This is a genomic window from Escherichia sp. MOD1-EC6098 (assembly GCF_002965865.1).
GTDB lineage: Bacteria > Pseudomonadota > Gammaproteobacteria > Enterobacterales > Enterobacteriaceae > Escherichia > Escherichia marmotae.
Genome location: NZ_PTSN01000038.1, coordinates 1 through 21,200 on the forward strand (window position 1 = coordinate 1; position 21,200 = coordinate 21,200).

Consider the following 21,200-nt stretch of genomic DNA (forward strand, 5'->3'; position numbering starts at 1 on the left):
ACCTGATCCCGACTGACTGGAAAGACGATGCAGCCGGCCAGACCAACGACGGTGGCAGCAGTCAGGGCTTTGGCTACACGGCGCGGGCATTACTTGAACGCCGCGTCACATCCAACTGGTTTGTCGGCACGGCAATCGATATCCAGCAGGCGAAAGATTATGCGCCCAGCCATTTCCTGCTCTATGTACGGTATTCCGCCGCCGGATGGCAGGGCGACATGGATTTACCGCCGCAGCCGCTGATACCTTACGCCGACTGGTAAGTTTTCAGATAGCGCCTCTCTTAATGCCGCTGCGATCGGGTATACTCGGGCGGCAATCTGGGATTTCCGGGGGGAGACAATTTGCGCGTTAGTCGCTCGTTAACAATTAAGCAGATGGCAATGGTGGCGGCCGTTGTCATGGTATTCGTTTTTGTTTTTTGCACTGTTTTGCTGTTTCATCTGGTACAGCAGAACCGCTATAACACGGCTACGCAACTGGAAAGCATTGCTCGCTCTGTCCGCGAACCCTTATCTTCCGCCATTTTGAAAGGTGATATTCCGCAGGCGGAAGCTATTCTTGCCAGCATAAAACCGGCGGGTGTGGTCAGCCGCGCCGATGTTGTATTACCTAACCAGTTCCAGGCGCTACGTAAAAGTTTTATTCCAGAGCGCCCGGTGCCAGTGATGTTCACCCGATTGTTTGAGTTACCGGTACAAATCTCGCTGGGCGTCTACTCGCTGGAGCGTCCGGCCACCCCGCAGCCGATTGCCTATCTGGTGTTACAGGCAGATTCCTTCCGCATGTACAAGTTCGTGATGAGCACCGTCTCTACGTTAGTGACCATTTACTTACTTTTGTCACTCATCCTGACGGTGGCGATTAGCTGGTGCATTAACCGACTGATATTACATCCTTTACGTAATATTGCTCGCGAACTAAACGCCATTCCACCGCAAGAGATTGTTGGTCATCAACTGGCCTTGCCGCGTCTGCATCAGGACGACGAAATCGGTATGCTGGTGCGCAGTTACAACCTTAATCAGCAATTGTTGCAGCGCCATTATGAAGAACAGTGCGAAAATGCGATGCGCTTCCCGGTGTCGGATTTGCCAAACAAAGCCTTGCTGATGGAGATGCTGGAGCAGGTGGTTGCACGTAAACAAACCACCGCACTGATGATCATCACTTGTGAAACGCTGCGTGATACCGCAGGCGTGCTGAAAGAGGCACAGCGGGAAATCCTGCTACTGACGCTGGTGGAGAAAATCAAATCTGTGCTGTCGCCACGCATGATCCTCGCACAGGTCAGCGGCTATGACTTCGCTGTTATCGCCAACGGCGTACAGGAGCCGTGGCACGCCATCACATTAGGTCAGCAAGTGCTTACTATCATGAGCGAGCGTTTGCCAATTGAACGTATTCAACTGCGTCCACACTGTAGCATTGGTGTGGCGATGTTCTATGGCGATCTTACTGCCGAACAACTTTATGGTCGTGCTATTTCAGCGGCGTTTACTGCTCGTCATAAAGGGAAGAATCAAATTCAGTTCTATGATCCGCAGCAGATGGAAGAAGCTCAACAGCGGCTGACGGAAGAGAGCGATATCCTTAATGCACTGGAAAATCATCAGTTTGCTATTTGGTTGCAGCCACAGGTGGAGATGACCAGTGGCAAATTAGTCAGTGCGGAAGTGTTGTTGCGTATCCAGCAACCGGATGGTAGTTGGGAATTGCCGGATGGGCTAATCGATCGAATTGAGTCCTGTGGACTGATGGTTACCGTTGGTCATTGGGTGCTGGAGGAGTCCTGTCGGCTGCTTGCCGCCTGGCAAGAGCGCGGCATTATGCTGCCGTTGTCGGTGAACCTCTCGGCGCTACAGCTTATGCACCCGAATATGGTGCCGGATATGCTGGAGTTGTTAACCCGCTATCGCATTCAGCCGGGAACGCTGATTCTGGAAGTGACAGAGAGTCGACGTATTGATGACCCGCAAGCGGCGGTGGCGATCCTCCGTCCGCTGCGAAATGCCGGAGTACAGGTGGCACTGGATGATTTCGGCATGGGGTACGCAGGGCTACGTCAGTTGCAGCATATGAAATCGTTGCCAATAGACGTGCTGAAAATCGACAAAATGTTCGTTGAAGGCTTGCCAGAAGATAGCAGCATGATTACCGCAATTATCATGCTGGCGCAAAGTCTGAACCTACAAATGATTGCCGAAGGCGTGGAGACTGAAGCGCAACGCGACTGGCTGGCAAAAGCGGGCGTGGGTATTGCCCAGGGCTTCCTTTTTGCACGGCCACTCCCCATTGAAATCTTCGAAGAGAGTTACCTGGAAGATAAATAACTACCCCAAACTGATTACAAAACTTTAAAAAGTGCTGGTTTGTGCGAGCCAGCTCAAACTTTTTAACCTTTTTGTTTCAATTATGATCCAGGTACATTTCTGTGATGTTGTCTGGGTGTTATTTTAAGGCCGCAGGTACACCATAACCTTACAAGACCTGTGGTTTTACTAAAGGACACCCTATGAAGACCTCTCTGTTTAAAAGCCTTTACTTTCAGGTCCTGACAGCGATAGCCATTGGTATTCTCCTTGGCCATTTCTATCCTGAAATAGGCGAGCAAATGAAACCGCTTGGCGACGGATTCGTTAAGCTCATTAAGATGATCATCGCTCCCGTCATCTTTTGTACTGTCGTAACTGGCATTGCGGGCATGGAAAGCATGAAGGCGGTCGGTCGTACCGGCGCTGTCGCACTGCTTTACTTTGAAGTTGTCAGTACCATCGCGCTGATTATTGGTCTTATCATCGTTAACGTCGTGCAGCCTGGTGCCGGAATGAACGTCGATCCGGCAAGTCTTGATGCGAAAGCGGTCGCGGTTTACGCCGCGCAGGCGAAAGATCAGGGCATTGTCGCCTTCATTATGGATGTCATCCCGGCGAGTGTTATTGGTGCATTTGCCAGCGGTAACATCCTGCAGGTGCTGTTGTTTGCCGTCCTGTTTGGTTTTGCGCTCCATCGTTTGGGTAGCAAAGGCCAACTGATTTTTAACGTTATCGAAAGTTTCTCACAGGTCATCTTCGGCATTATCAATATGATCATGCGCCTGGCACCCATTGGTGCGTTTGGGGCGATGGCGTTTACTATCGGTAAATACGGCGTCGGCACACTGGTGCAACTGGGGCAGCTCATTATCTGCTTCTACATCACCTGTATCCTGTTTGTGGTGCTGGTACTGGGTTCAATCGCTAAAGCGACCGGTTTCAGTATCTTCAAATTTATCCGTTATATCCGTGAAGAATTGCTGATTGTTCTGGGGACGTCTTCTTCCGAGTCAGCGCTGCCGCGTATGCTCGACAAGATGGAGAAACTCGGTTGCCGGAAATCGGTGGTGGGGTTGGTTATCCCAACAGGCTACTCGTTTAATCTTGACGGAACATCGATATACTTGACGATGGCGGCGGTGTTTATCGCCCAGGCCACCAACAGTGAGATGGATATCGTCCACCAAATCACGCTGTTAGTTGTGTTGCTGCTTTCTTCCAAAGGGGCGGCAGGGGTAACGGGCAGTGGCTTTATCGTGCTGGCGGCGACGCTTTCAGCCGTGGGTCATTTACCGGTGGCTGGTCTGGCGCTGATCCTCGGCATCGACCGCTTTATGTCGGAAGCTCGTGCGCTGACTAATCTTGTCGGTAATGGTGTCGCAACCATCGTGGTAGCGAAGTGGGTTAAAGAACTGGACCACAAAAAACTGGATGATGTGCTGAATAATCGTGCGCCGGATGGCAAAACGCACGAATTATCCTCTTAATCTCACTACTTATGCCCGCACTCCCTTCCCCGAGTGCGGGTGTTTGCGCATAATTGACCCCTGTGCCCGAACTGACCCCTTGGGTGAGTTCGGGTTTATTTCACTTCCTCCGTGACATTTTCATGTTCTTGCGGTCTAACACGAAGTGTTTTTAACGTCATTCAGACTGACCGACAACGGGCAGTCTTTTATTACCAGGATAGTTGATCAGGGGTTCACATGCAGGGCACAAAAATTCGACTTTTAGCGGGCGGTTTGCTGGTGATGGCCACTGCTGGCTATGTGCAGGCAGATGCGCTCCAGCCTGATCCAGCATGGCAACAGGGGACGCTCTCCAACGGTTTACAGTGGCAAGTGCTGACCACGCCTCAGCGTCCCAGCGATCGTGTTGAAATTCGCCTGCTGGTTAATACCGGTTCGCTCGCTGAAAGTACACAACAGAGCGGTTACAGCCACGCTATTCCTCGTATTGCGCTAACGCAAAGCGGTGGCCTGGAAGCAGCACAGGCACGTTCATTGTGGCAACAGGGGATCGACCCTAAGCGTCCAATGCCGCCGGTGATCGTCTCTTATGACACCACGCTGTTTAATCTTAGTTTGCCAAATAACCGTAACGACCTGCTGAAAGAAGCGCTCTCTTATCTGGCGAATACGACCGGCAAGCTGACCATCACGCCAGAAACGGTAAACCATGCGTTGCAAAGCCAGGACATGGTGGCAACCTGGCCAGCCGACACCAAAGAAGGCTGGTGGCGCTATCGTTTGAAAGGATCTACCTTGCTAGGTCACGATCCTGCTGATTCGCTGAAACAACCCGTTGAGGCGGCGAAAATTAAAGATTTCTACCAGAAATGGTACACCCCAGATGCTATGACGCTGCTGGTGGTGGGTAATGTTGATGCGCGCTCGGTTGTCGACCAAATCAACAAAACCTTTGGCGAATTGAAAGGCAAACGTGAAACACCGGCACCAGTGCCGACGCTTTCTCCGCTGCGCGCCGAAGCGGTAAGCATTATGACTGACGCAGTGCGTCAGGACCGGTTATCCATTATGTGGGATACGCCGTGGCAGCCGATTCGTGAGTCAGCGGCGCTCCTGCGCTACTGGCGTGCTGATCTGGCCCGTGAGGCGCTGTTCTGGCATGTTCAGCAAGCACTAAGCGCCAATAACAGCAAAGATATCGGCCTCGGTTTTGACTGCCGTGTGCTGTATCAGCGTGCGCAATGTGCCATCAACATCGAGTCGCCAAACGACAAACTGAACAGCAACCTGAATCTGGTTGCGCGTGAACTGGCGAAAGTTCGTGATAAAGGCCTGCCAGAAGAAGAGTTCAACGCTCTGGTTGCGCAAAAGAAACTGGAGTTACAGAAACTGTTTGCTGCTTATGCGCGAGCTGATACCGATATTCTGATGGGGCAGCGGATGCGTTCACTGCAAAATCAGGTCGTCGATATCGCGCCAGAGCAATATCAGAAACTGCGTCAGGATTTTCTTAACAGCCTGACGGTAGAAATGTTAAATCAGGATCTGCGTCAGCAGTTGTCGAACGACATGGCATTAATTCTGCTGCAGCCGAAAGGTGAGCCGGAATTTAACATGAAAGGATTGCAGGCCGCCTGGGATCAAATCATGGCACCATCTACTGCGGCTGCCGCCACATCTGTAGCCGCAGATGATGTGCATCCTGAAGTGACGGATATTCCACCCGCACAGTGATAAATAACCCGGCAGCCTTTCTTCTGGCTGCCGGGATTAACGGTGACGAATAAGTTACCGTGATATACCCGCAGATATTTTTCCTGGCACGGTGGTAGCGTGCGGATAATCATTGACGGCTGTGGTTTATGTAAAAGTAAGCAACCACACGTTTGTGAACGTAACGTGCTAAAGGGATATAAATGCGCTACAAAGCCACACTATTCTTGCTGATAATGATTCTCAGCTTAACGGGTCTCTATTCCTGCAACAAAAACTTCCTCTTGCTATGGGATGCGAATAATATTTATGTCAGTACAAGAGATAATATCGATAAAGACAAGATAAAAATAGAATTCGGTATCAGCGTCAACACGATCAACCGAGAAACGGATGCTGAATTATTTGCTGACAGAGCGAAGTATACAATTCTCTTCGGCGGTAACCTGAAAAACAGGATGATAAACGAGTACGGCGAAAATGATTTTCTAATTACCTTCGATGACCGCTGCTATTTATCATTTCGGCAATTTAAAACCAACCGTAGACATCAGCATGATTATTATTTTGACTTCTTTAACAATAATGGGAATGCCTTCGTCACGGTCGAAATTAAAGGCGAAAATCCACTTAAATTTACGCGTAGCATGAATGATATGCGTCAGCAGTTTTCGCTAACCTATAAAGATAGTACTTCTCATCTCTGCAAGGTTATTTCTTCAGTTCCTTCCTGAATACCGGTTCTGGGCAATCACGACAAAAATGTGCCGCCCAGTCAAAAGCTTTACCGTTTTTCACGTAGCGTTGATAAATTAATGCTTCAGTTTCTGGATCAAGATATCTGACCCAACTTGCAGCATGGCATAACACGGCGGCCCATGCCTGGGTTTTGGGGTGAAGTAACCTGGCAGATTGTCCGGCCCATTCCGCAGCTTGCCAGCGGTAATGCAAAAAGTGATTATTTTTGTCAGGCACTGCATTAGCAACACGACGGTTTTCTTTCTCGCCTATCCAACTGCCATTATTAGTGTAGGTATAGGGTGTTGAATATGCGCCACTGGTAATAGCATAGTCGGGATACATTTCGTAGGCGATAAGTTCGATGCCATTATATCGTAATAATCTTGCAGCCTCGTATTGCGCCTGCGCGCGTTGCTTATCAGGGATATTTTTATTTTTTGCTATTGCCATTAAATTAGCCAGTTTTTGTGCGCCCTGGCGATGATCAGGAATATCAAACCAATTGATGGCCTGCTGATATTGACCATGACGTATTAATCGTCTACCTAATAGCGCACGTACTTTAACGTCCGTTGGAATAATATCTGGCGAAAGATAATAATCGTAACGGCTATTATTTAAATCTACAGGCTTTAAAGGGTGCCGAGGTGCTGGTACGTTTTTTTCAACAAATGTCTGTAACTCCGGCAAGGTTAAAACGTTTTCTGCAACCCAGGCTAAATCGGCCCAATAGAGATCTTTACCCTGGTAAAACAATGCGGTGGCCTGAAGATAATCATCGCGTTTCAATGCCACAATCGCTTGCTCACTGGCAATACGGCAAGATGGGATGGTAACTTTATCACCATGATAATAAGGGCTTTCCGGGTTCATACTTCCCCAGACCTCATCGGTAGTGAACAGCGGGGCTGCGCGAGCATAGTGACGCGTTGCCAGTGGAATATCTCCGGCTCGTAATGCCAGTTTTGCTTTTAACCATTCGCTTAAGCCACTTTCTGGTGCATCCTGCAACAGCGTTTGTGCTAACGAATAATTTCCTGCCCGATACGCCAGTGCTGCCAGTCGATCGCTATAACTAAATCCTTTAACCCTGTGTTGACTTAGCAACTTAATTAAACGGTCGCGATGCGTCGGACAGGTATAATCTACAAGGTCTTTAGTACAGGCTTCACTGACATATCCCCAGTCTTGACGAATAAATAGCTCTGCGATTACCAGTTGCTGAACCAGTGGAGCATCAATAACCGACTCCAGCAGTGATAAATTTTTCTCCCTGGTTATATACAGCGAAATCATCCGTAGCGAAGTTTTCCCGGAGGGCGAACCCTGAGCCGCTTGTTGGGCATAAATTTTTACTGCCGCAGCTATATTGCCTTTTCTCAGATAATAATGCCCAAGCTGACCGAGACTGGCGAGAGAGAGCAGTTCAGGATCGGCTGCTCCACTACGGACTTCTTCAATGATTTGCAGATAACGCTGTACGGCCTGCTCAGCAATCTGCTGATTAAAACCACCTTTATTGATTATAAGATCGAGATCGTCGCCAGCGGCATCAAATCCCCCTCTTGCCAGACTATATAACGTAGCAAGCCGCCATTCCCCTTGCTCTGTTTTCGGCAAGGCCAATAGTTGCTGAAAGTATGGGCTATCGTATTTTCCCTGATGAAAATCCTGAGCTCCTGAATAATAAAGTCTCTGCGCATCAGATAATGGCGTCTGCAATTTTTGTGCGATTTCCAGTGTCCGATTTTGCGCAGGAGGCTCAGCATCATTATCTGAATCTGTCTTCATTGCCTCAACGGGCTGCCATATTGGTAAACCAGGATCGCGTTTAACCAATTGTTGTACTTCAAAGACAAAACTGCCATTTGGCATTTCCAGCAGTGCGTTATTGCGGTCAGTTAACAGATGATTGGGAATAAATGGTCCACAGGCATTAACGTTTGTGCTAATTAGTGAGAGCAATACAACAATGGAAAGCTGCGATATTTTAGGGGATAACATTAAACTCTCCTTGTAGTCTTTGATTGCAGCGCGCCCATCCCAGCGGGCTGCTTTCTCCGGCGCGCAGTTGCCTGGCGCTTATCCTTACAAAATGCAGGCTGGATGAGTGAGGTTGCACCTGATAGTGGCTGGCTCCATCAACGAATGGGCAATCGGCATTGGGCAGAATTACTTGTTTCGGCAACGGCGCATCAATTTTTCCGCTGTTTTTAATAGCCAGATCAAAAAGTTGCTCGTCTGCATGTTGAGTAATTATTAACGACCAGCGTGGCGTCAGTGGTTTATGCCGAATCACGGCTTCCAGCGTCGTTAGTGACCAGGCGCGACGATCGCCTGCTAACGGTAGCCGAAACCATACCAGGCCCTGTAATCCACGTGGCGGTTGCTGTTTTAAATATTGAATGAAATCGGCAAGTGTCTGCGGCGACACACTGAGTTCACGCATCTCCCCAGCAACATATAACGGAGCTTCGCTCTCAACGCGATTATCACTGGTGAGCGCGGAACCGTAAGCGGGCAATGCAATGAAAAAAGGATGCGTAGTTTGCCTGGCATATTGCTTTACCCAACGTTGCGCCAGGCTGGCATCGAACAAGCCTTTTTCGGGCGACAGCACGTTATGTACCTGCAAAACCGAAGTATCCGCAATGCGCAATAATCGTGCGAGATGTGGTGATTCAAGCCAGGTGGGCAGGGCGGTTACGCTAAGTTTTATATTTGTGGGAAGCGTCTGATGTAACGCACTAAGTAGTATCAGATAGTCCGGCAATTTTGCTGTTGGCGCGTCATAATCAATTTCCACGCCTGCCAGCGTAATTCCTGCCTTTTGCCACTCACGTTGGGTTTGTTGAATATGCTGGATAATTTGCTGGTTATTAAGCTGTGTAAGCTGACCGTCGAGTCTCGCAACCAGCCAGACCGGGCGACCATCTTGCTTAATAAGCGAAGTATTCACCGCAAAATGTCGGATGCCTTCCTGCGGATGAAATTGCATCCCGAGTATGCGCAGCGTAGAGAAAAGTGGGTGGCTTCGTTTTAATGCCTCGTTATGTTCTGCCGTCCAGATGCGTTGCCAGATATAGACTTGCTGATCAAAGCGAAGCGGCTGTGAGGGGGGAAATAAAATATGCAGCCCGTAACCCAGGCAGATCAGAAGAAGTGAAGCTGCAAAAATCCTTTTGCAAAATGGCATATTGTCACGGCATAAAGATTACCAACAGGACGATAGTGTACTGCCGAAACTATTAACGGAGAACGAATATCTGCCCGTTCTCCGCCAAAAACCATTACGCTGGCATCGCCTCACGCGGGATAATCGCGCCGCGATACTGAATCACGGTGCTGGCAGTCAAATGCCCGCGTTTTGCCGCTTCTTCTGCACTGCCGCCGGTAAGGCGTACCGCCAAATAACCGGCGCTGAAAGAGTCGCCCGCAGCGGTGGTGTCGATCACTTTTTCTTTCGGCAGTTTTACCGCCGGAACGTCCACTAACCCTTCGCCCACAATGGACACCAGGCAAGAATCTGCGCCGCGTTTCACCACCACTTCTTTCACGCCCGCGTTATGGGTACGCGCAATGACGTCTTCCACCGGCTGTTGACCCCACAGCGCATCTTCATCATCCAGCGTCAGGAAAGCGATGTCCGTGCATTCCAGCATTTGCTGGTAGACCTGCTGCGTCTCTTCTTTGCTGGCCCACAGGCGTGGACGGTAGTTATTGTCGAAAATTACTTTCCCGCCATTGGCGCGGCATTCGCGCAGCAGAGAAAGCAGTTTTTCGCGACTGGTGGGGCTTAAGATCGCCAGGCTAATGCCGCTCAGATAGAGATAATCAAAATTCGCCAGTTCTGCACAAATCGCCGCCGATTGCTCGCTCTCCAGCCAGAATTTGGCCGCGGCTTCGTTACGCCAGTAGTAGAAAGTCCGTTCGCCGGTGCTGTCGGTTTCAATGTAATAAAGACCCGGCAGACGGTTTTCCATCCGTTGGGTCAGGGAAGTATCGACGTTCTCTCCGTGCCAGGCGTCCAGCATCTGCTGACTAAAACTGTCCGTTCCCAGCGCCGTTACGTAATGAACGGTTAATGCCGCAGGATCGACCTGACGAGCGATGTAGACGGAAGTGTTCAGGGTATCGCCGCCGAAACCGCGCTTAACGTCTGCGCCTTTCTCGGAAAGCTCAATCATGCATTCGCCAATCACGGCAATCTTTTTGGACATAGTCGTGAACCTGATCTGTAAAAAATTAGCGTTAGTTTGCGCTGCGGTGGTTTGTTGGTCAACTATATTAAAACACTGTTCCATTATTTTTTTGAGCCAGAACGTATTCCTGAGAAATTCCGTCGTTGCGCGGGCAAATTAACTCCTCTCTGGCGGTAAAGTTCTGCCGTAGCGCGCCGATAATATTTGTCGAGTCCGGCCAGTATCACTTTTAAACACAGGACATCTTCGATGATAAGGCAGGTTATCCAGCGAATAAGCAACCCTGAAGCAAGCATCGAGAGCTTGCAGGAACGGCGTTTTTGGTTGCAATGTGAGCGAGCTTACACCTGGCAGCCGATTTACCAGACTTCCGGGCGATTGATGGCCGTGGAGCTTTTAACGGTTGTCACGCATCCCGATAATCCTTTGCAACGACTGCCGCCAGATCGTTATTTTGCCGAAATCACTGTCAGGCATCGGATGGATGTGGTGAAAGAACAGATTGATTTACTAGCGAAAAAAGCCGCGTTCTTTGCTGAGCACGGTCTGCTGGCATCGGTTAATATTGATGGTCCTACACTTCTCGCCCTGCGTCAGCGGCCGGAGATTTTACGCCAGATTGACCGTCTTCCCTGGCTGCGCTTTGAACTGGTGGAACACATCCGCCTGCCGAAAGATTCAACATTTGCCTCAATGTGCGAATTTGGCCCGCTGTGGCTGGATGATTTTGGCACCGGGATGGCAAACTTTTCTGCGCTAAGTGAAGTGCGTTATGACTACATCAAAATCGCTCGCGAGTTGTTTGTGATGCTGCGCCAGTCTCCGGAAGGCCGCACGCTCTTTTCCCAGCTTTTGCATTTGATGAACCGCTACTGCCGCGGCGTGATTGTCGAAGGTGTCGAGACTGAGGAAGAATGGGGCGATGTGCAAAATTCTCCCGCATTCGCTGCACAAGGCTGGTTTCTTTCGCGCCCTGCGCCGATAGAAACGCTGGATTCAGTGGCGCTGGCTCTGTAAGCCGCCTCATTTTTCGCCTGGCTGGACTATCTTTAGGACTGGCACAGGAAGAACATGAGGAAGCGAACTATGAGCAAGGCAGGCAAAATAACCGCTGCGATTTCAGGGGCTTTCTTGTTGTTGGTCGTCGTGGCGATCATTTTGATTGCGACTTTTGACTGGAATCGTCTCAAACCGACCATCAACCAGAAAGTCTCTGCGGAATTGAATCGCCCCTTCGCTATTCGTGGCGATCTGGGCGTGGTGTGGGAGCGGCAAAAACAAGAAACCGGCTGGCGTAGCTGGGTGCCGTGGCCTCATGTGCACGCAGAAGACATCATTCTCGGCAACCCGCCGGATATTCCCGAAGTAACGATGGTGCATTTGCCGCGCGTAGAAGCGACGCTGGCTCCGCTGGCGCTGCTGACCAAAACGGTCTGGTTGCCGTGGATCAAGCTGGAAAAGCCTGATGCGCGCCTGATTCGCCTCTCTGAAAAGAACAACAACTGGACGTTCAACCTCGGCAACGATGACAACAAAGACGCGAATGCAAAACCATCGGCGTGGTCGTTTCGGCTGGATAATATTCTGTTCGATCAAGGGCGGATCGCTATTGATGACAAAGTAAGCAAAGCGGATCTGGAGATTTTTGTTGATCCGTTAGGCAAGCCGTTGCCGTTCAGCGAAGTGACCGGATCGAAAGGTAAAACGGATCAAGAAAAGGTGGGCGATTACGTTTTTGGCCTGAAAGCACAAGGGCGCTATAACGGCGAACCACTCATGGGGACGGGTAAAATTGGCGGTATGCTAGCGCTGCGTGGTGAAGGGACACCGTTTCCGGTACAGGCTGATTTTCGCTCCGGTAACACCCGTGTCGCTTTTGATGGCGTGGTGAATGACCCAATGAAAATGGGCGGCGTCGATTTACGGCTTAAATTTTCTGGCGATTCGCTGGGTGATCTCTACGAACTGACCGGCGTTCTGTTGCCCGATACGCCGCCGTTTGAAACCGATGGCCGACTGGTAGCGAAAATCGACACTGAAAAATCGTCGGTCTTTGATTATCGCGGCTTTAACGGGCGCATTGGTGATAGCGATATTCATGGTTCTCTGGTCTACACCACCGGCAAACCACGACCAAAACTGGAAGGTGACGTCGAGTCGCGGCAGTTACGGCTGGCAGATCTGGGGCCGTTGATTGGCGTTGATTCCGGGAAAAGTGCGGAAAAGTCGAAACGGTCTGAACAGAAGAAGGGCGAAAAGAATGTTCAGCCTGCGGGCAAAGTGCTGCCATATGACCGCTTCGAAACCGATAAATGGGATGCGATGGATGCCGATGTCCGTTTTAAAGGTCGGCGCATTGAGCATGGCAGCAGTCTGCCGATTAGCGATCTTTCTACCCATATCATCCTCAAAAACGCCGACCTGCGCCTGCAACCGCTGAAATTTGGCATGGCGGGCGGCAGTATTGCGGCGAACATTCATCTGGAAGGGGATAAAAAACCGATGCAGGGTCGGGCGGATATTCAGGCTCGTCGGCTGAAACTGAAAGCGTTGATGCCGGATGTGGCGCTGATGCAGAAAACACTGGGTGAAATGAACGGCGATGCTGAACTACGCGGTAGCGGCAACTCGGTGGCGGCGCTGCTGGGAAATAGTAATGGCAACCTGAAACTGTTGATGAATGACGGGCTGGTGAGCCGTAACCTGATGGAGATTGTCGGCTTGAACGTCGGTAACTACATTGTTGGTGCGATTTTTGGTGATGACGAGGTGCGGGTGAACTGCGCGGCGGCGAATCTGGATATTGCCAACGGCGTGGCGCGTCCGCAGATTTTTGCTTTCGATACTGAGAATGCGTTGATTAATGTTACCGGCACGGCAAGTTTTGCTTCGGAGCAACTGGATTTAACTGTCGATCCAGAGAGCAAAGGTATTCGGATTATCACGCTGCGTTCGCCGCTGTATGTCCGCGGAACGTTCAAAAATCCGCAGGCAGGGGTGAAAGCAGGGCCGTTGATTGCCCGTGGTGCTGTTGCGGCAGCACTGGCAACGCTGGTGACACCTGCGGCGGCATTACTGGCGTTGATATCACCTTCAGAAGGTGAAGCTAATCAGTGCCGGATGATTTTGTCGCAGATGAAGAAGTGATGATAATTGCCGGATGTCTGGCATCCGGCAATTAAACAGATTTAGATTGTTGGCAAAGTGTGCTTTGTTCATGCCGGATGCGGCGTGAACGCCTTATCCGGCCTACTAATCCTTGCGAATTCAATACATTGTATGGAAATTCAGGCCTGATAAGCGTAGCGCATCAGGCTTTTCACTCTCTTATTACAACGACTGATGTCGCGTCTCATGCGTCAGCAGCAGAGCGATTAGCGTCAAGCCGGCCATCGCCGCCAGATATAACCCTACCGCACCTAACCCGTAGTGAGTCTGCAGCCAGGCCGCGATATACGGTGCAACGGAAGCCCCGAGAATCGACGATACGTTGTAAGAGAATGATGCTCCGGTGTAACGCACTTCCGTTGGGAACAGCTCTGGCAACAGCGCGCCCATTGGCCCGAAGGTCAGCCCCATCAGACTTAACCCCAGCAGCAGGAAGGCAAAAACCAGAATCGGGTTGCCAGAACCGAGCAGTGGGTTAAAGGCGAACAGTGCGAACAGGATGATCAGTGTGGTGATGATTACCATGCTTTTACGACGACCAAAGGCATCAGCCAGCAATCCGGCTACCGGCACCATCACGCCAAAACCGATTACTGCCATCATCAGCATCCACAGCACTTCATTGCGCGGCAGGCCAAGCCCGACTGGCGCGGCGGCGGTACTGAAGGTCATTGAATAGACGGTCATGATGTAAAACAGCGTATAGGTCGCCAGCATGATAAAGGTGCCGAGTACCGTAACGCGTACGTGTTTGGTCAGCAGCGTACCCAGCGGGATCTTCACCTGCTTTTTCGCTTTAGCGACTTTCTCAAACACCGGCGACTCATGCAGCGACACGCGAACATACAGGCCGATAATCACCAGCACCGCTGAGAAGATAAACGGCACGCGCCAGCCCCAGCTCATAAACTGCTCGTCGGTTAGCAGCCAGGAAAGCAGCAGGAAAGTGCCGTTAGCAAAGAAGAAGCCAATCGGTGCGCCCAACTGCGGGAAGGAGCCATACAGCGCACGTTTACGCGGCGGCGCATTTTCGGTCGCCAGCAGCGCTGCGCCGCCCCATTCACCGCCTAATCCCAGGCCCTGACCAAATCGAGCCAGCGCCAGCAGCAGCGGGGCGAAAATACCAATCGTTGCGTAGCCAGGCAGCAGGCCGATGACCACCGTCGAAATTCCCATCGTTAGCAAAGAGGCGACCAGCGTCGCTTTACGCCCAACGCGATCGCCAAAATGACCAAACACGGCAGAGCCGATGGGGCGCGCGACGAAAGCGATAGCGAAGGTCGCGAGCGACTGTAGTGTCGCCGCCGCCGGATCGCCCTGCGGGAAGAAGATATGCGGGAATACAATAACGGCCGCAGTGGCGTAAATGTAGAAGTCGAAAAACTCAATGGCCGTGCCAATGAGGGAGGCGACAAGGACTTTATTACGCGAGTTGATCGGCGTGTATTCTTGCTCGTTGTCGAGTGTTGTGGCTGTTGCTTGCATAATCTTTTCTTATTTTTTGTCTAACGAATAGCCATATTACGCACAGCAAAAGTGATATTTCAATGTGTAACAAACCACGAAAACGACTAAAAACCAGGCAAAAAGGGGATAATGTTTAGGCTGGTGATTTTTCTTCTATGAAATGCTTCACATAATTTCATAAATAGTCGATAAAACTGGTTTTAGGTTAAATAAAAGTTACCAACTGGATTTATATGCTGGGCTTATGAGTTGGCATGAAATTGTTTGCTCCTGAAGCGATACTGAAAAGGCGCAGGGGGAAGAGTTTCAGGAGGTTATGTGCGCGTTATAGCCGGATGCGATGCTGGAGCATCTTACCCGGCCAGGGGGGAGCCAGACCGAATAAATTCGTAGGTCGGATAAAGCGTTTGCGCCGCATCCGGCATATTTTAATGTTGTGTTTTACCCGGCATTCGCGGGTCATCTTTGTACTCGGCGGTGGCAATCCACGCCGCGCAAAACAGCGTCAGACGGGCGAAGAAGTAGAAAAATGCCATCAGCCCCAGCACGGAACCAAAGGCTGCGCCGGAGGGGGATTTCATCAGCGATGGCAGGGTGTAGGTCATCACAATTTTAATCACTTCAAAACCAATAGCTGCGATGAATGTCCCGCGAATTAGCGCCTTTTTCCGTGGGCGGTGACGCGGCAGCCGCCAGAAGATCCAGAAGAAAAGCAGATAGTTGGCGAAGATGGAAATCGCCAGGCCAATCAATCGCCACGTCGGTTTCAGCCACTCAATGCTATTAAGGTGTAATGCGCTAATAATCATTTGCTGCGCAGAACCGGCAACGGAGGTGATTGAGAGCGTCACAATCAGCGCAATCAACAAGCCAATCAGCGAAATAAAATCACGCAGATATTTAACCCAGAATTTTTCTTGATCTTGCGGCGAACGTTCCCAGACATCACGCGACTGGGCGCGAATCGCTTCACGTAAATTGCCCATCCAGTTGATGCCGGAATAAAGTGCCACCGCCAGGCCAACAAGACCTACGGTAGTACGCTGCTGAACAGCGGTGTTGATGGTGTTTTTCAACGTGGCGGCAAGCGTTGGATCGCTGATGTTTTGCAGAATTTTGTCGAAGATATCCTGTAACAGCATCGGATGCGAAGCCAGCACAAAACCCCCAGCGGCAAACGACACCATCAAAATCGGGATCATCGACAAAAACGAGAAATAGGTGATCGCTGCGCCAAACTGATTACCCAGTCGATCGTTAAAGCGTTCAGTCGCGCGAATCAGGTGCGCGATGATCGGTTGGCGTTGGACTTTTTTGGCGGTGGTGGTGACAGTTTCCAGCACCTGGCTGACTTTGCCGCCTTTATCGCTATTATCCAGATACTTAATCGGCTCATGCTCCAGATCCTGGGTGGGACGTTTGATCTCGTTTTCCTGCGTCATCCGCTCTTTAGTCCTTCAGTCGTTGTCTGTCTTAAAAAGTATAGTCGGTCAGTCCAGGTGCTCTTTCATTACGCCTGCGACCCACTGCATAAACAGGTTTACACGGCGGGAAAGCTCCCGACGCTGAGGGTAAACCAGGGAAATGGAGAGTGGAGCGGCGCGATAGCTGGGCAACACTTCAATAAGCCGTCCGGCGCGCAGGGCTTCGCGCACGGCGATGCGGGGGATCTGAATAATCCCCAGCCCCGCCAGACCGGCGGCGAGATAGGTTTCGCTACTGTTTACCGTCAACATGCCGCCGGACTTAAACCACTGGACGCCATGACCACTGGCAACCTCAAAACCCAATGGGTGCACGCCCAGATGTGGCGTGTAATGCACTACCGCGTGTGAAGTCAGATCGTCGGGATTTTGCGGATAACCAAAGCGCGTCAGATAGTGCGGACTGGCACAGTTGACCATCGTCAGTTTGCCGAGTGGACGGGTGATGAGTCCATCGTCGGGTAACGTACCTGTGCGAACCACACAATCAAAGCCATCATGAAGAATATCTACCTGACGGTCGCTGCTGCTTAATTCGAGTGCAATACCCGGATACTGATACAGAAAATCGGGTAACCGCGGCAGCAACAAATTTTTCGCCATTCCGACCGGGATATCGACGCGCAATTTACCGCTGATGCTGGTGGTATCCTGCAAAAACAGGCCGTCCAGTTCGTTGAGATTACTCAACACATCTTTCGCCCGTTGATAATAGGTCATACCATCCGGCGTCAGTTGTACCCGCCGCGTGGTACGCTGGAGGAGCTGGGTGCCAAGCTGGTTTTCCAGTGCCTGGATTTGACGCGAGACGCTACCTTTCGGCAGAGCAAAGAAATCTGCCGCGCGGGAAAAACTTTCCAGCTCCGCGACTTTGATGAACAACTGCATTGCGTGAATTTTATCCATTTCTTTGACCGATTGTTGTTCACAGCGAAACAGTAACGCGCATATCGCATTATTTATTGTTTTTTCTAACATCTAATGCATGATTTCACAACGGTGCAACGCAGAAAGTGAGGATATTTTAGAGAATAAAGGGTGGATTAGCGTTCCCTGAATAGAGAAATAACCAGCAGAAGGTCATAATTTTGACTCATTTCATAAAATGCACAAACAGCGTATTGCGGATTAGTGCGCAATCTAATCATTTTCTTTAACCGTAGACGTTATTAAAACGAGCGATAAATCTACTTTACTTGCCTGAATGCGGTGCAAAATATAAGGAATTCCTTAAGAATTTTTTAAATAGTGCCCTCGACATGTAATTTCGGGCATTTAGCTGTAACTATTTATATCGGTAACTATTTTCTACGTTTCATCTCTGTAGAATGGCCACCGCCAAATGGCGAATTCTTATTTTGTCTCTCGGGTAATACCCTTCCACTACTTAAGTCTTTTTAACGTATTCAGGTGGAGATTCAGTAATGCAAATAATCATGTTTGACAGGCAGTCAATATTTATTCATGGAATGAAAATCAGTTTACAACAGCGTATTCCAGGGGGAGGTATTCAGGGCGTCAGTCAGGCAGATGAGCTATGGCAAAAACTTGAAAGCTATCCCGAAGCCTTAGTGATGTTGGATGGCGATCAAGACGGTGAATTTTGCCAGTGGTTATTGCAAAAAACCGTGGTGCAATTTCCTGATATTAAAGTGTTAATCACGGCGACGGATTGCAACAAACGATGGTTGCAGGAGGTTATCCACTTTAATGTGATGGCCATTGTGCCGCGTGATTCAACCGTTGAGACGTTCGTATTGGCGGTAAACAGTGCGGTGATGGGCATGATGTTTCTGCCCGGCGACTGGCGAACAGCGCCGGAAAAAGAGTCGAAAGATCTCGCATCATTAAGCGCCCGCCAGCGGGAAATTTTAACCATGCTGGCGGCAGGCGAATCGAATAAAGAGATTGGCCGGGCGTTAAATATCAGCACCGGAACGGTAAAGGCGCATCTGGAATCGCTTTATCGACGTCTGGAAGTGAAAAACCGAACCCAGGCGGCAATGATGTTAAATATCTCCTCCTGAAGAGGATAATTTTACAGCCGGCAGGATATTAGCGGCTGGCTGTAAAAAATATTACGGTTCGCCGTATAAACCAATTAAACGGCGTGCCACACCGTTGGTCCAGCCAAACCCGTCCTGTAACGGATATTCACCGCCGCCGCCTTCGCGGGAGATACCATCGGCAATATGGTATTTCTCGATCAGTTTGTGGTGTTCCTGGTAGAACTGATTCACCGTCTTCAGCCAGCTACGAGCGATCTCATCACCCAGATGGTCATCTCCGTACATTTTAAATCCCTGAATCGCCATCCATTGTAACGGTGCCCAGCCGTTGGGTTTATCCCACTGCTCACCGGTTTCATACTCGCTTGCCAGAATCCCGCCTGGTGTCAGTAAACGGCTTCGCACGGCATTTGCCAGACGATCGGCCTGTTCGTGGTTTGCCATGCCGACATATAACGGCACGATGGCCGCAGCGGAAAAGAGAGCCTGTTGTTCGCGCCGCCAGTCGTAATCGCGGTAGATTCCGTTTTCATCATCCCAGAGATAACGGTTTACCGCATCGCGGCGGGCGCTGGCTTTTTGGCGAAACAGCGCTTCTGTCTCTCTATCACCTTTCAGCGCCGAGATGTTGGCGATGGTACTCTCCAGTTTAAACAGGAAAGCGTTCAGGTCGATGGGGATGAACTGGGTGGTGCGAATACTCGCCAGACGACCCGCGTCACGCAGCCAGCGGGAGGAGTAATCCCAGCCAGAAGCCGCGCCCGCACGTAAATCGCGATACACTTCGTTGGGGGGGCGACCGGAATGTTTTGCGGTTTCTACGTCCTCAAGCCAGGATTCGTCGCGCGGTGTGTCACGGTCATCCCAGTAGCGGTTAAGCAGCGAACCGTCCGGCATCCTAACAACATGGCGATAGGCCTGATTGGGGATCAGCGATTCTGCACCGTCCATCCAGAAGGCATATTCCATTTTCAGATGATCAAGATAACGGCGTGCGCCGCGTACCCCATCTTCTTCAAACAGCTCCACCATCAGAGCGAAAACCGGTGGCTGTGAGCGGCTCAAATAGTAGGTGCGGTTGCCGTTGGGGATGTGGCCGTAGTTTTCGATCATCCAGGCGAAGTTATCGGCCATGCATTTCAGTAAATCTTCGCGTCCGCTTTCCGCCAGCCCCAGCATGGTGAAATAGGAATCCCAGTAGTAGGTTTCGCTAAAACGGCCTCCGGGGACAATGTACGACTGCGGCAGCGCCAGCAGAGAAGACCACGGGATGTGATCTTGCGGTTCGCGGGTTAACACTGGCCATAGCTGGTCGATATGCTCTTTTAGTGAGTTTTGTGGGTCCGATACATACTCGCTGGAGTAGACTTCCGGTAACCAGAAGTGATTTTCAACGAATCGGCGCAAGTCAAAATCACGGTGGCGGCGAACCTTACGGTAGCGGATTAATATATCCAGCGGGTCCATTTTCGGCGCACAATCGGGAAAGGTTTTACTGTCGGGGAAAATTTTTGCCGACTGAACATGTTCGAACAGTTCGAGATAGCGGTCAGCAGGCGTTAGCGCGTCAGAGGCAGGCAATCCCTCAATCATTTCGGGTTCTGGCTCTGCCTCGAGCATCTCATCCAGTTTTAATTCATACGGATCCAGCTCATAACAGAGATCGACTTCGATCGTCAGTTCGTCTGGATTAGGGGTTTGAATTTTCTGATTGAGCATAAGGATCCGACCTCCGAAATTCGTCGCTAATTATCGGGCTTTCCTTTAAGGGTAGTCATTCGTTCCGCCTGGTGGGCGACAAAGCGTGCGGTAGATCACGTTTATTAATGGAGAAAAAATATAACTCACTAATATTCAAAGAGAATATTATATATGTTGTTTCCCGTCATTCTTCACTTTCGGAATATTCATGTAATCTGTTGAGAAATCAGGATATGTCATTGTTGTTACGAATAAGAGTAGCGGCTACCTGTGTAACAATGCAGAAGGTCACCAACTTTTTTGTAATTAAAATAAAAATTAATAAAGAAATGCCAAAATATACATTTGTTTTAATAAGCTATAAATATAATATTATTAGCGATAACTGGTTATATAAATAACGTTATTTCACTCTTAGGATTTTGTTATTTAAATTACACCGGCAACTCCTTGCGTCTATTACAGATAAATCCTACTTTTTTATTGCCTTCAAATAAATTTAAGGAGTTCGAAATGGACCAGAAGTTGTTAACGGATTTCCGCTCAGAACTACTAGATTCACGTTTTGGCGCAAAGGCAATTTCCACTATCGCGGAATCGAAACGTTTTCCGCTGCATGAAATACGCGATGACATCGCATTCCAGATTATCAATGATGAATTATTTCTCGACGGTAACGCCCGTCAGAATCTGGCGACTTTCTGCCAGACCTGGGACGATGAAAATGTCCATAAATTGATGGATTTGTCGATAAATAAAAACTGGATCGACAAAGAAGAATACCCGCAATCTGCAGCAATTGACCTGCGTTGCGTAAACATGGTTGCTGATCTGTGGCACGCGCCTGCGCCGAAAAACGGTCAGGCCGTTGGCACCAACACCATTGGTTCTTCCGAGGCCTGTATGCTCGGCGGGATGGCGATGAAATGGC

General features: G+C 50.1%; 16 protein-coding genes. 9 read left to right on the forward strand and 7 right to left on the reverse strand.

Annotation, left to right across the window (positions count from 1 at the left end; genetic code table 11):
* The 5 genes from C0K55_RS24365 to C0K55_RS24395 form a co-directional block, all read left to right on the forward strand.
* Positions 1–263: cellulose synthase subunit BcsC-related outer membrane protein (locus C0K55_RS24365; protein WP_172955689.1), on the forward strand; the 263-nt coding region annotated here is incomplete at its 5' end.
* An 81-nt stretch (positions 264–344) separates the two neighbouring features.
* Complete coding sequence (hmsP, locus tag C0K55_RS24370; protein ID WP_001266370.1) at positions 345–2,333, forward strand: biofilm formation regulator HmsP; 1,989 nt, start codon at positions 345–347, stop codon at positions 2,331–2,333.
* A gap of 182 nt (positions 2,334–2,515) precedes the next feature.
* Positions 2,516–3,802 (forward strand): C4-dicarboxylate transporter DctC, encoded by a 1,287-nt coding sequence (gene dctA, locus C0K55_RS24380; protein WP_000858222.1) that lies wholly within the window; start codon positions 2,516–2,518, stop codon positions 3,800–3,802.
* Between the two features lie 219 nt (positions 3,803–4,021).
* Entirely contained in the window at positions 4,022–5,518 is a 1,497-nt protein-coding gene (locus tag C0K55_RS24390; RefSeq protein ID WP_001163174.1) for a M16 family metallopeptidase, read from the forward strand.
* A gap of 182 nt (positions 5,519–5,700) precedes the next feature.
* Positions 5,701–6,231 carry a hypothetical protein gene (locus C0K55_RS24395; protein ID WP_016262648.1) on the forward strand — a complete coding sequence of 177 codons (531 nt, stop codon included), beginning with the start codon at positions 5,701–5,703 and terminating at the stop codon, positions 6,229–6,231.
* Here the strand turns inward: C0K55_RS24395 and C0K55_RS24400 are convergent.
* The 3 genes from C0K55_RS24400 to kdgK form a co-directional block, all read right to left on the reverse strand.
* Entirely contained in the window at positions 6,209–8,242 is a 2,034-nt protein-coding gene (locus tag C0K55_RS24400; protein ID WP_105266831.1) for a hypothetical protein, read from the reverse strand. The genes C0K55_RS24395 and C0K55_RS24400 overlap by 23 nt on opposite strands.
* On the reverse strand, positions 8,229–9,434 hold the full coding sequence (locus C0K55_RS24405; RefSeq protein WP_001517302.1) for a DUF3142 domain-containing protein: 1,206 nt from the start codon (positions 9,432–9,434) through the stop codon (positions 8,229–8,231). The genes C0K55_RS24400 and C0K55_RS24405 overlap by 14 nt, the downstream gene beginning before the upstream one ends.
* A 94-nt stretch (positions 9,435–9,528) precedes the next feature.
* Positions 9,529–10,458, reverse strand: coding sequence for a 2-dehydro-3-deoxygluconokinase (gene kdgK, locus C0K55_RS24410; RefSeq protein ID WP_001517301.1), 930 nt, complete (start codon positions 10,456–10,458; stop codon positions 9,529–9,531).
* Between the two features lie 231 nt (positions 10,459–10,689).
* Between kdgK and pdeH the strand changes: the two genes are divergently transcribed.
* Together pdeH and C0K55_RS24425 are read left to right on the forward strand one after the other, a co-directional pair.
* Positions 10,690–11,457 carry a cyclic-guanylate-specific phosphodiesterase gene (gene pdeH, locus C0K55_RS24420; RefSeq protein ID WP_000621117.1) on the forward strand — a complete coding sequence of 256 codons (768 nt, stop codon included), beginning with the start codon at positions 10,690–10,692 and terminating at the stop codon, positions 11,455–11,457.
* A 69-nt stretch (positions 11,458–11,526) separates the two neighbouring features.
* Complete coding sequence (locus tag C0K55_RS24425; protein ID WP_105266832.1) at positions 11,527–13,587, forward strand: AsmA family protein; 2,061 nt, start codon at positions 11,527–11,529, stop codon at positions 13,585–13,587.
* A 183-nt stretch (positions 13,588–13,770) separates the two neighbouring features.
* Here C0K55_RS24425 and C0K55_RS24430 read toward each other — a convergent pair whose 3' ends face one another.
* The 3 genes from C0K55_RS24430 to C0K55_RS24440 all read right to left on the reverse strand — a co-directional run bounded on the left by C0K55_RS24430 (position 13,771) and on the right by C0K55_RS24440 (position 17,465).
* Positions 13,771–15,093: an MFS transporter gene (locus C0K55_RS24430; protein WP_001149022.1), complete on the reverse strand. Its 1,323-nt coding sequence runs from the start codon at positions 15,091–15,093 to the stop codon at positions 13,771–13,773.
* A 410-nt stretch (positions 15,094–15,503) separates the two neighbouring features.
* Positions 15,504–16,517 carry an inner membrane protein YhjD gene (gene yhjD / locus C0K55_RS24435; protein WP_105266833.1) on the reverse strand — a complete coding sequence of 338 codons (1,014 nt, stop codon included), beginning with the start codon at positions 16,515–16,517 and terminating at the stop codon, positions 15,504–15,506.
* 48 nt (positions 16,518–16,565) lie between these two features.
* Positions 16,566–17,465: a LysR family transcriptional regulator gene (locus C0K55_RS24440; protein ID WP_032141524.1), complete on the reverse strand. Its 900-nt coding sequence runs from the start codon at positions 17,463–17,465 to the stop codon at positions 16,566–16,568.
* A 518-nt stretch (positions 17,466–17,983) separates the two neighbouring features.
* Between C0K55_RS24440 and C0K55_RS24445 the strand changes: the two genes are divergently transcribed.
* The gene (locus C0K55_RS24445) at positions 17,984–18,586 is read left to right on the forward strand and encodes a helix-turn-helix transcriptional regulator (protein ID WP_105266834.1); all 603 of its coding nucleotides are present in this window, start codon (positions 17,984–17,986) and stop codon (positions 18,584–18,586) included.
* Between the two features lie 51 nt (positions 18,587–18,637).
* Here the strand turns inward: C0K55_RS24445 and C0K55_RS24450 are convergent, their stop codons facing one another.
* Positions 18,638–20,287, reverse strand: coding sequence for an alpha,alpha-trehalase (locus tag C0K55_RS24450; protein ID WP_001517298.1), 1,650 nt, complete (start codon positions 20,285–20,287; stop codon positions 18,638–18,640).
* 495 nt (positions 20,288–20,782) lie between these two features.
* Here C0K55_RS24450 and C0K55_RS24455 point away from each other — a divergent pair.
* A partial coding sequence (locus C0K55_RS24455) for a pyridoxal-dependent decarboxylase (RefSeq protein ID WP_236942182.1) occupies positions 20,783–21,200 on the forward strand: 418 nt, incomplete at its 3' end.

What these genes read in the sequence shown, in the direction of transcription:
- dctA (WP_000858222.1), top strand. Translation starts at nt 2,516, where the DNA reads ATGAAGACCTCTCTGTTTAAAAGCCTTTACTTTCAGGTCCTGACAGCG.
- C0K55_RS24390 (WP_001163174.1), top strand. Translation starts at nt 4,022, where the DNA reads ATGCAGGGCACAAAAATTCGACTTTTAGCGGGCGGTTTGCTGGTGATG.
- C0K55_RS24395 (WP_016262648.1), top strand. Translation starts at nt 5,701, where the DNA reads ATGCGCTACAAAGCCACACTATTCTTGCTGATAATGATTCTCAGCTTA.
- C0K55_RS24400 (WP_105266831.1), bottom strand. Translation starts at nt 8,242, where the DNA reads ATGTTATCCCCTAAAATATCGCAGCTTTCCATTGTTGTATTGCTCTCA.
- C0K55_RS24405 (WP_001517302.1), bottom strand. Translation starts at nt 9,434, where the DNA reads ATGCCATTTTGCAAAAGGATTTTTGCAGCTTCACTTCTTCTGATCTGC.
- kdgK (WP_001517301.1), bottom strand. Translation starts at nt 10,458, where the DNA reads ATGTCCAAAAAGATTGCCGTGATTGGCGAATGCATGATTGAGCTTTCC.
- pdeH (WP_000621117.1), top strand. Translation starts at nt 10,690, where the DNA reads ATGATAAGGCAGGTTATCCAGCGAATAAGCAACCCTGAAGCAAGCATC.
- C0K55_RS24425 (WP_105266832.1), top strand. Translation starts at nt 11,527, where the DNA reads ATGAGCAAGGCAGGCAAAATAACCGCTGCGATTTCAGGGGCTTTCTTG.
- C0K55_RS24430 (WP_001149022.1), bottom strand. Translation starts at nt 15,093, where the DNA reads ATGCAAGCAACAGCCACAACACTCGACAACGAGCAAGAATACACGCCG.
- yhjD (WP_105266833.1), bottom strand. Translation starts at nt 16,517, where the DNA reads ATGACGCAGGAAAACGAGATCAAACGTCCCACCCAGGATCTGGAGCAT.
- C0K55_RS24440 (WP_032141524.1), bottom strand. Translation starts at nt 17,465, where the DNA reads ATGGATAAAATTCACGCAATGCAGTTGTTCATCAAAGTCGCGGAGCTG.
- C0K55_RS24445 (WP_105266834.1), top strand. Translation starts at nt 17,984, where the DNA reads ATGCAAATAATCATGTTTGACAGGCAGTCAATATTTATTCATGGAATG.
- C0K55_RS24450 (WP_001517298.1), bottom strand. Translation starts at nt 20,287, where the DNA reads ATGCTCAATCAGAAAATTCAAACCCCTAATCCAGACGAACTGACGATC.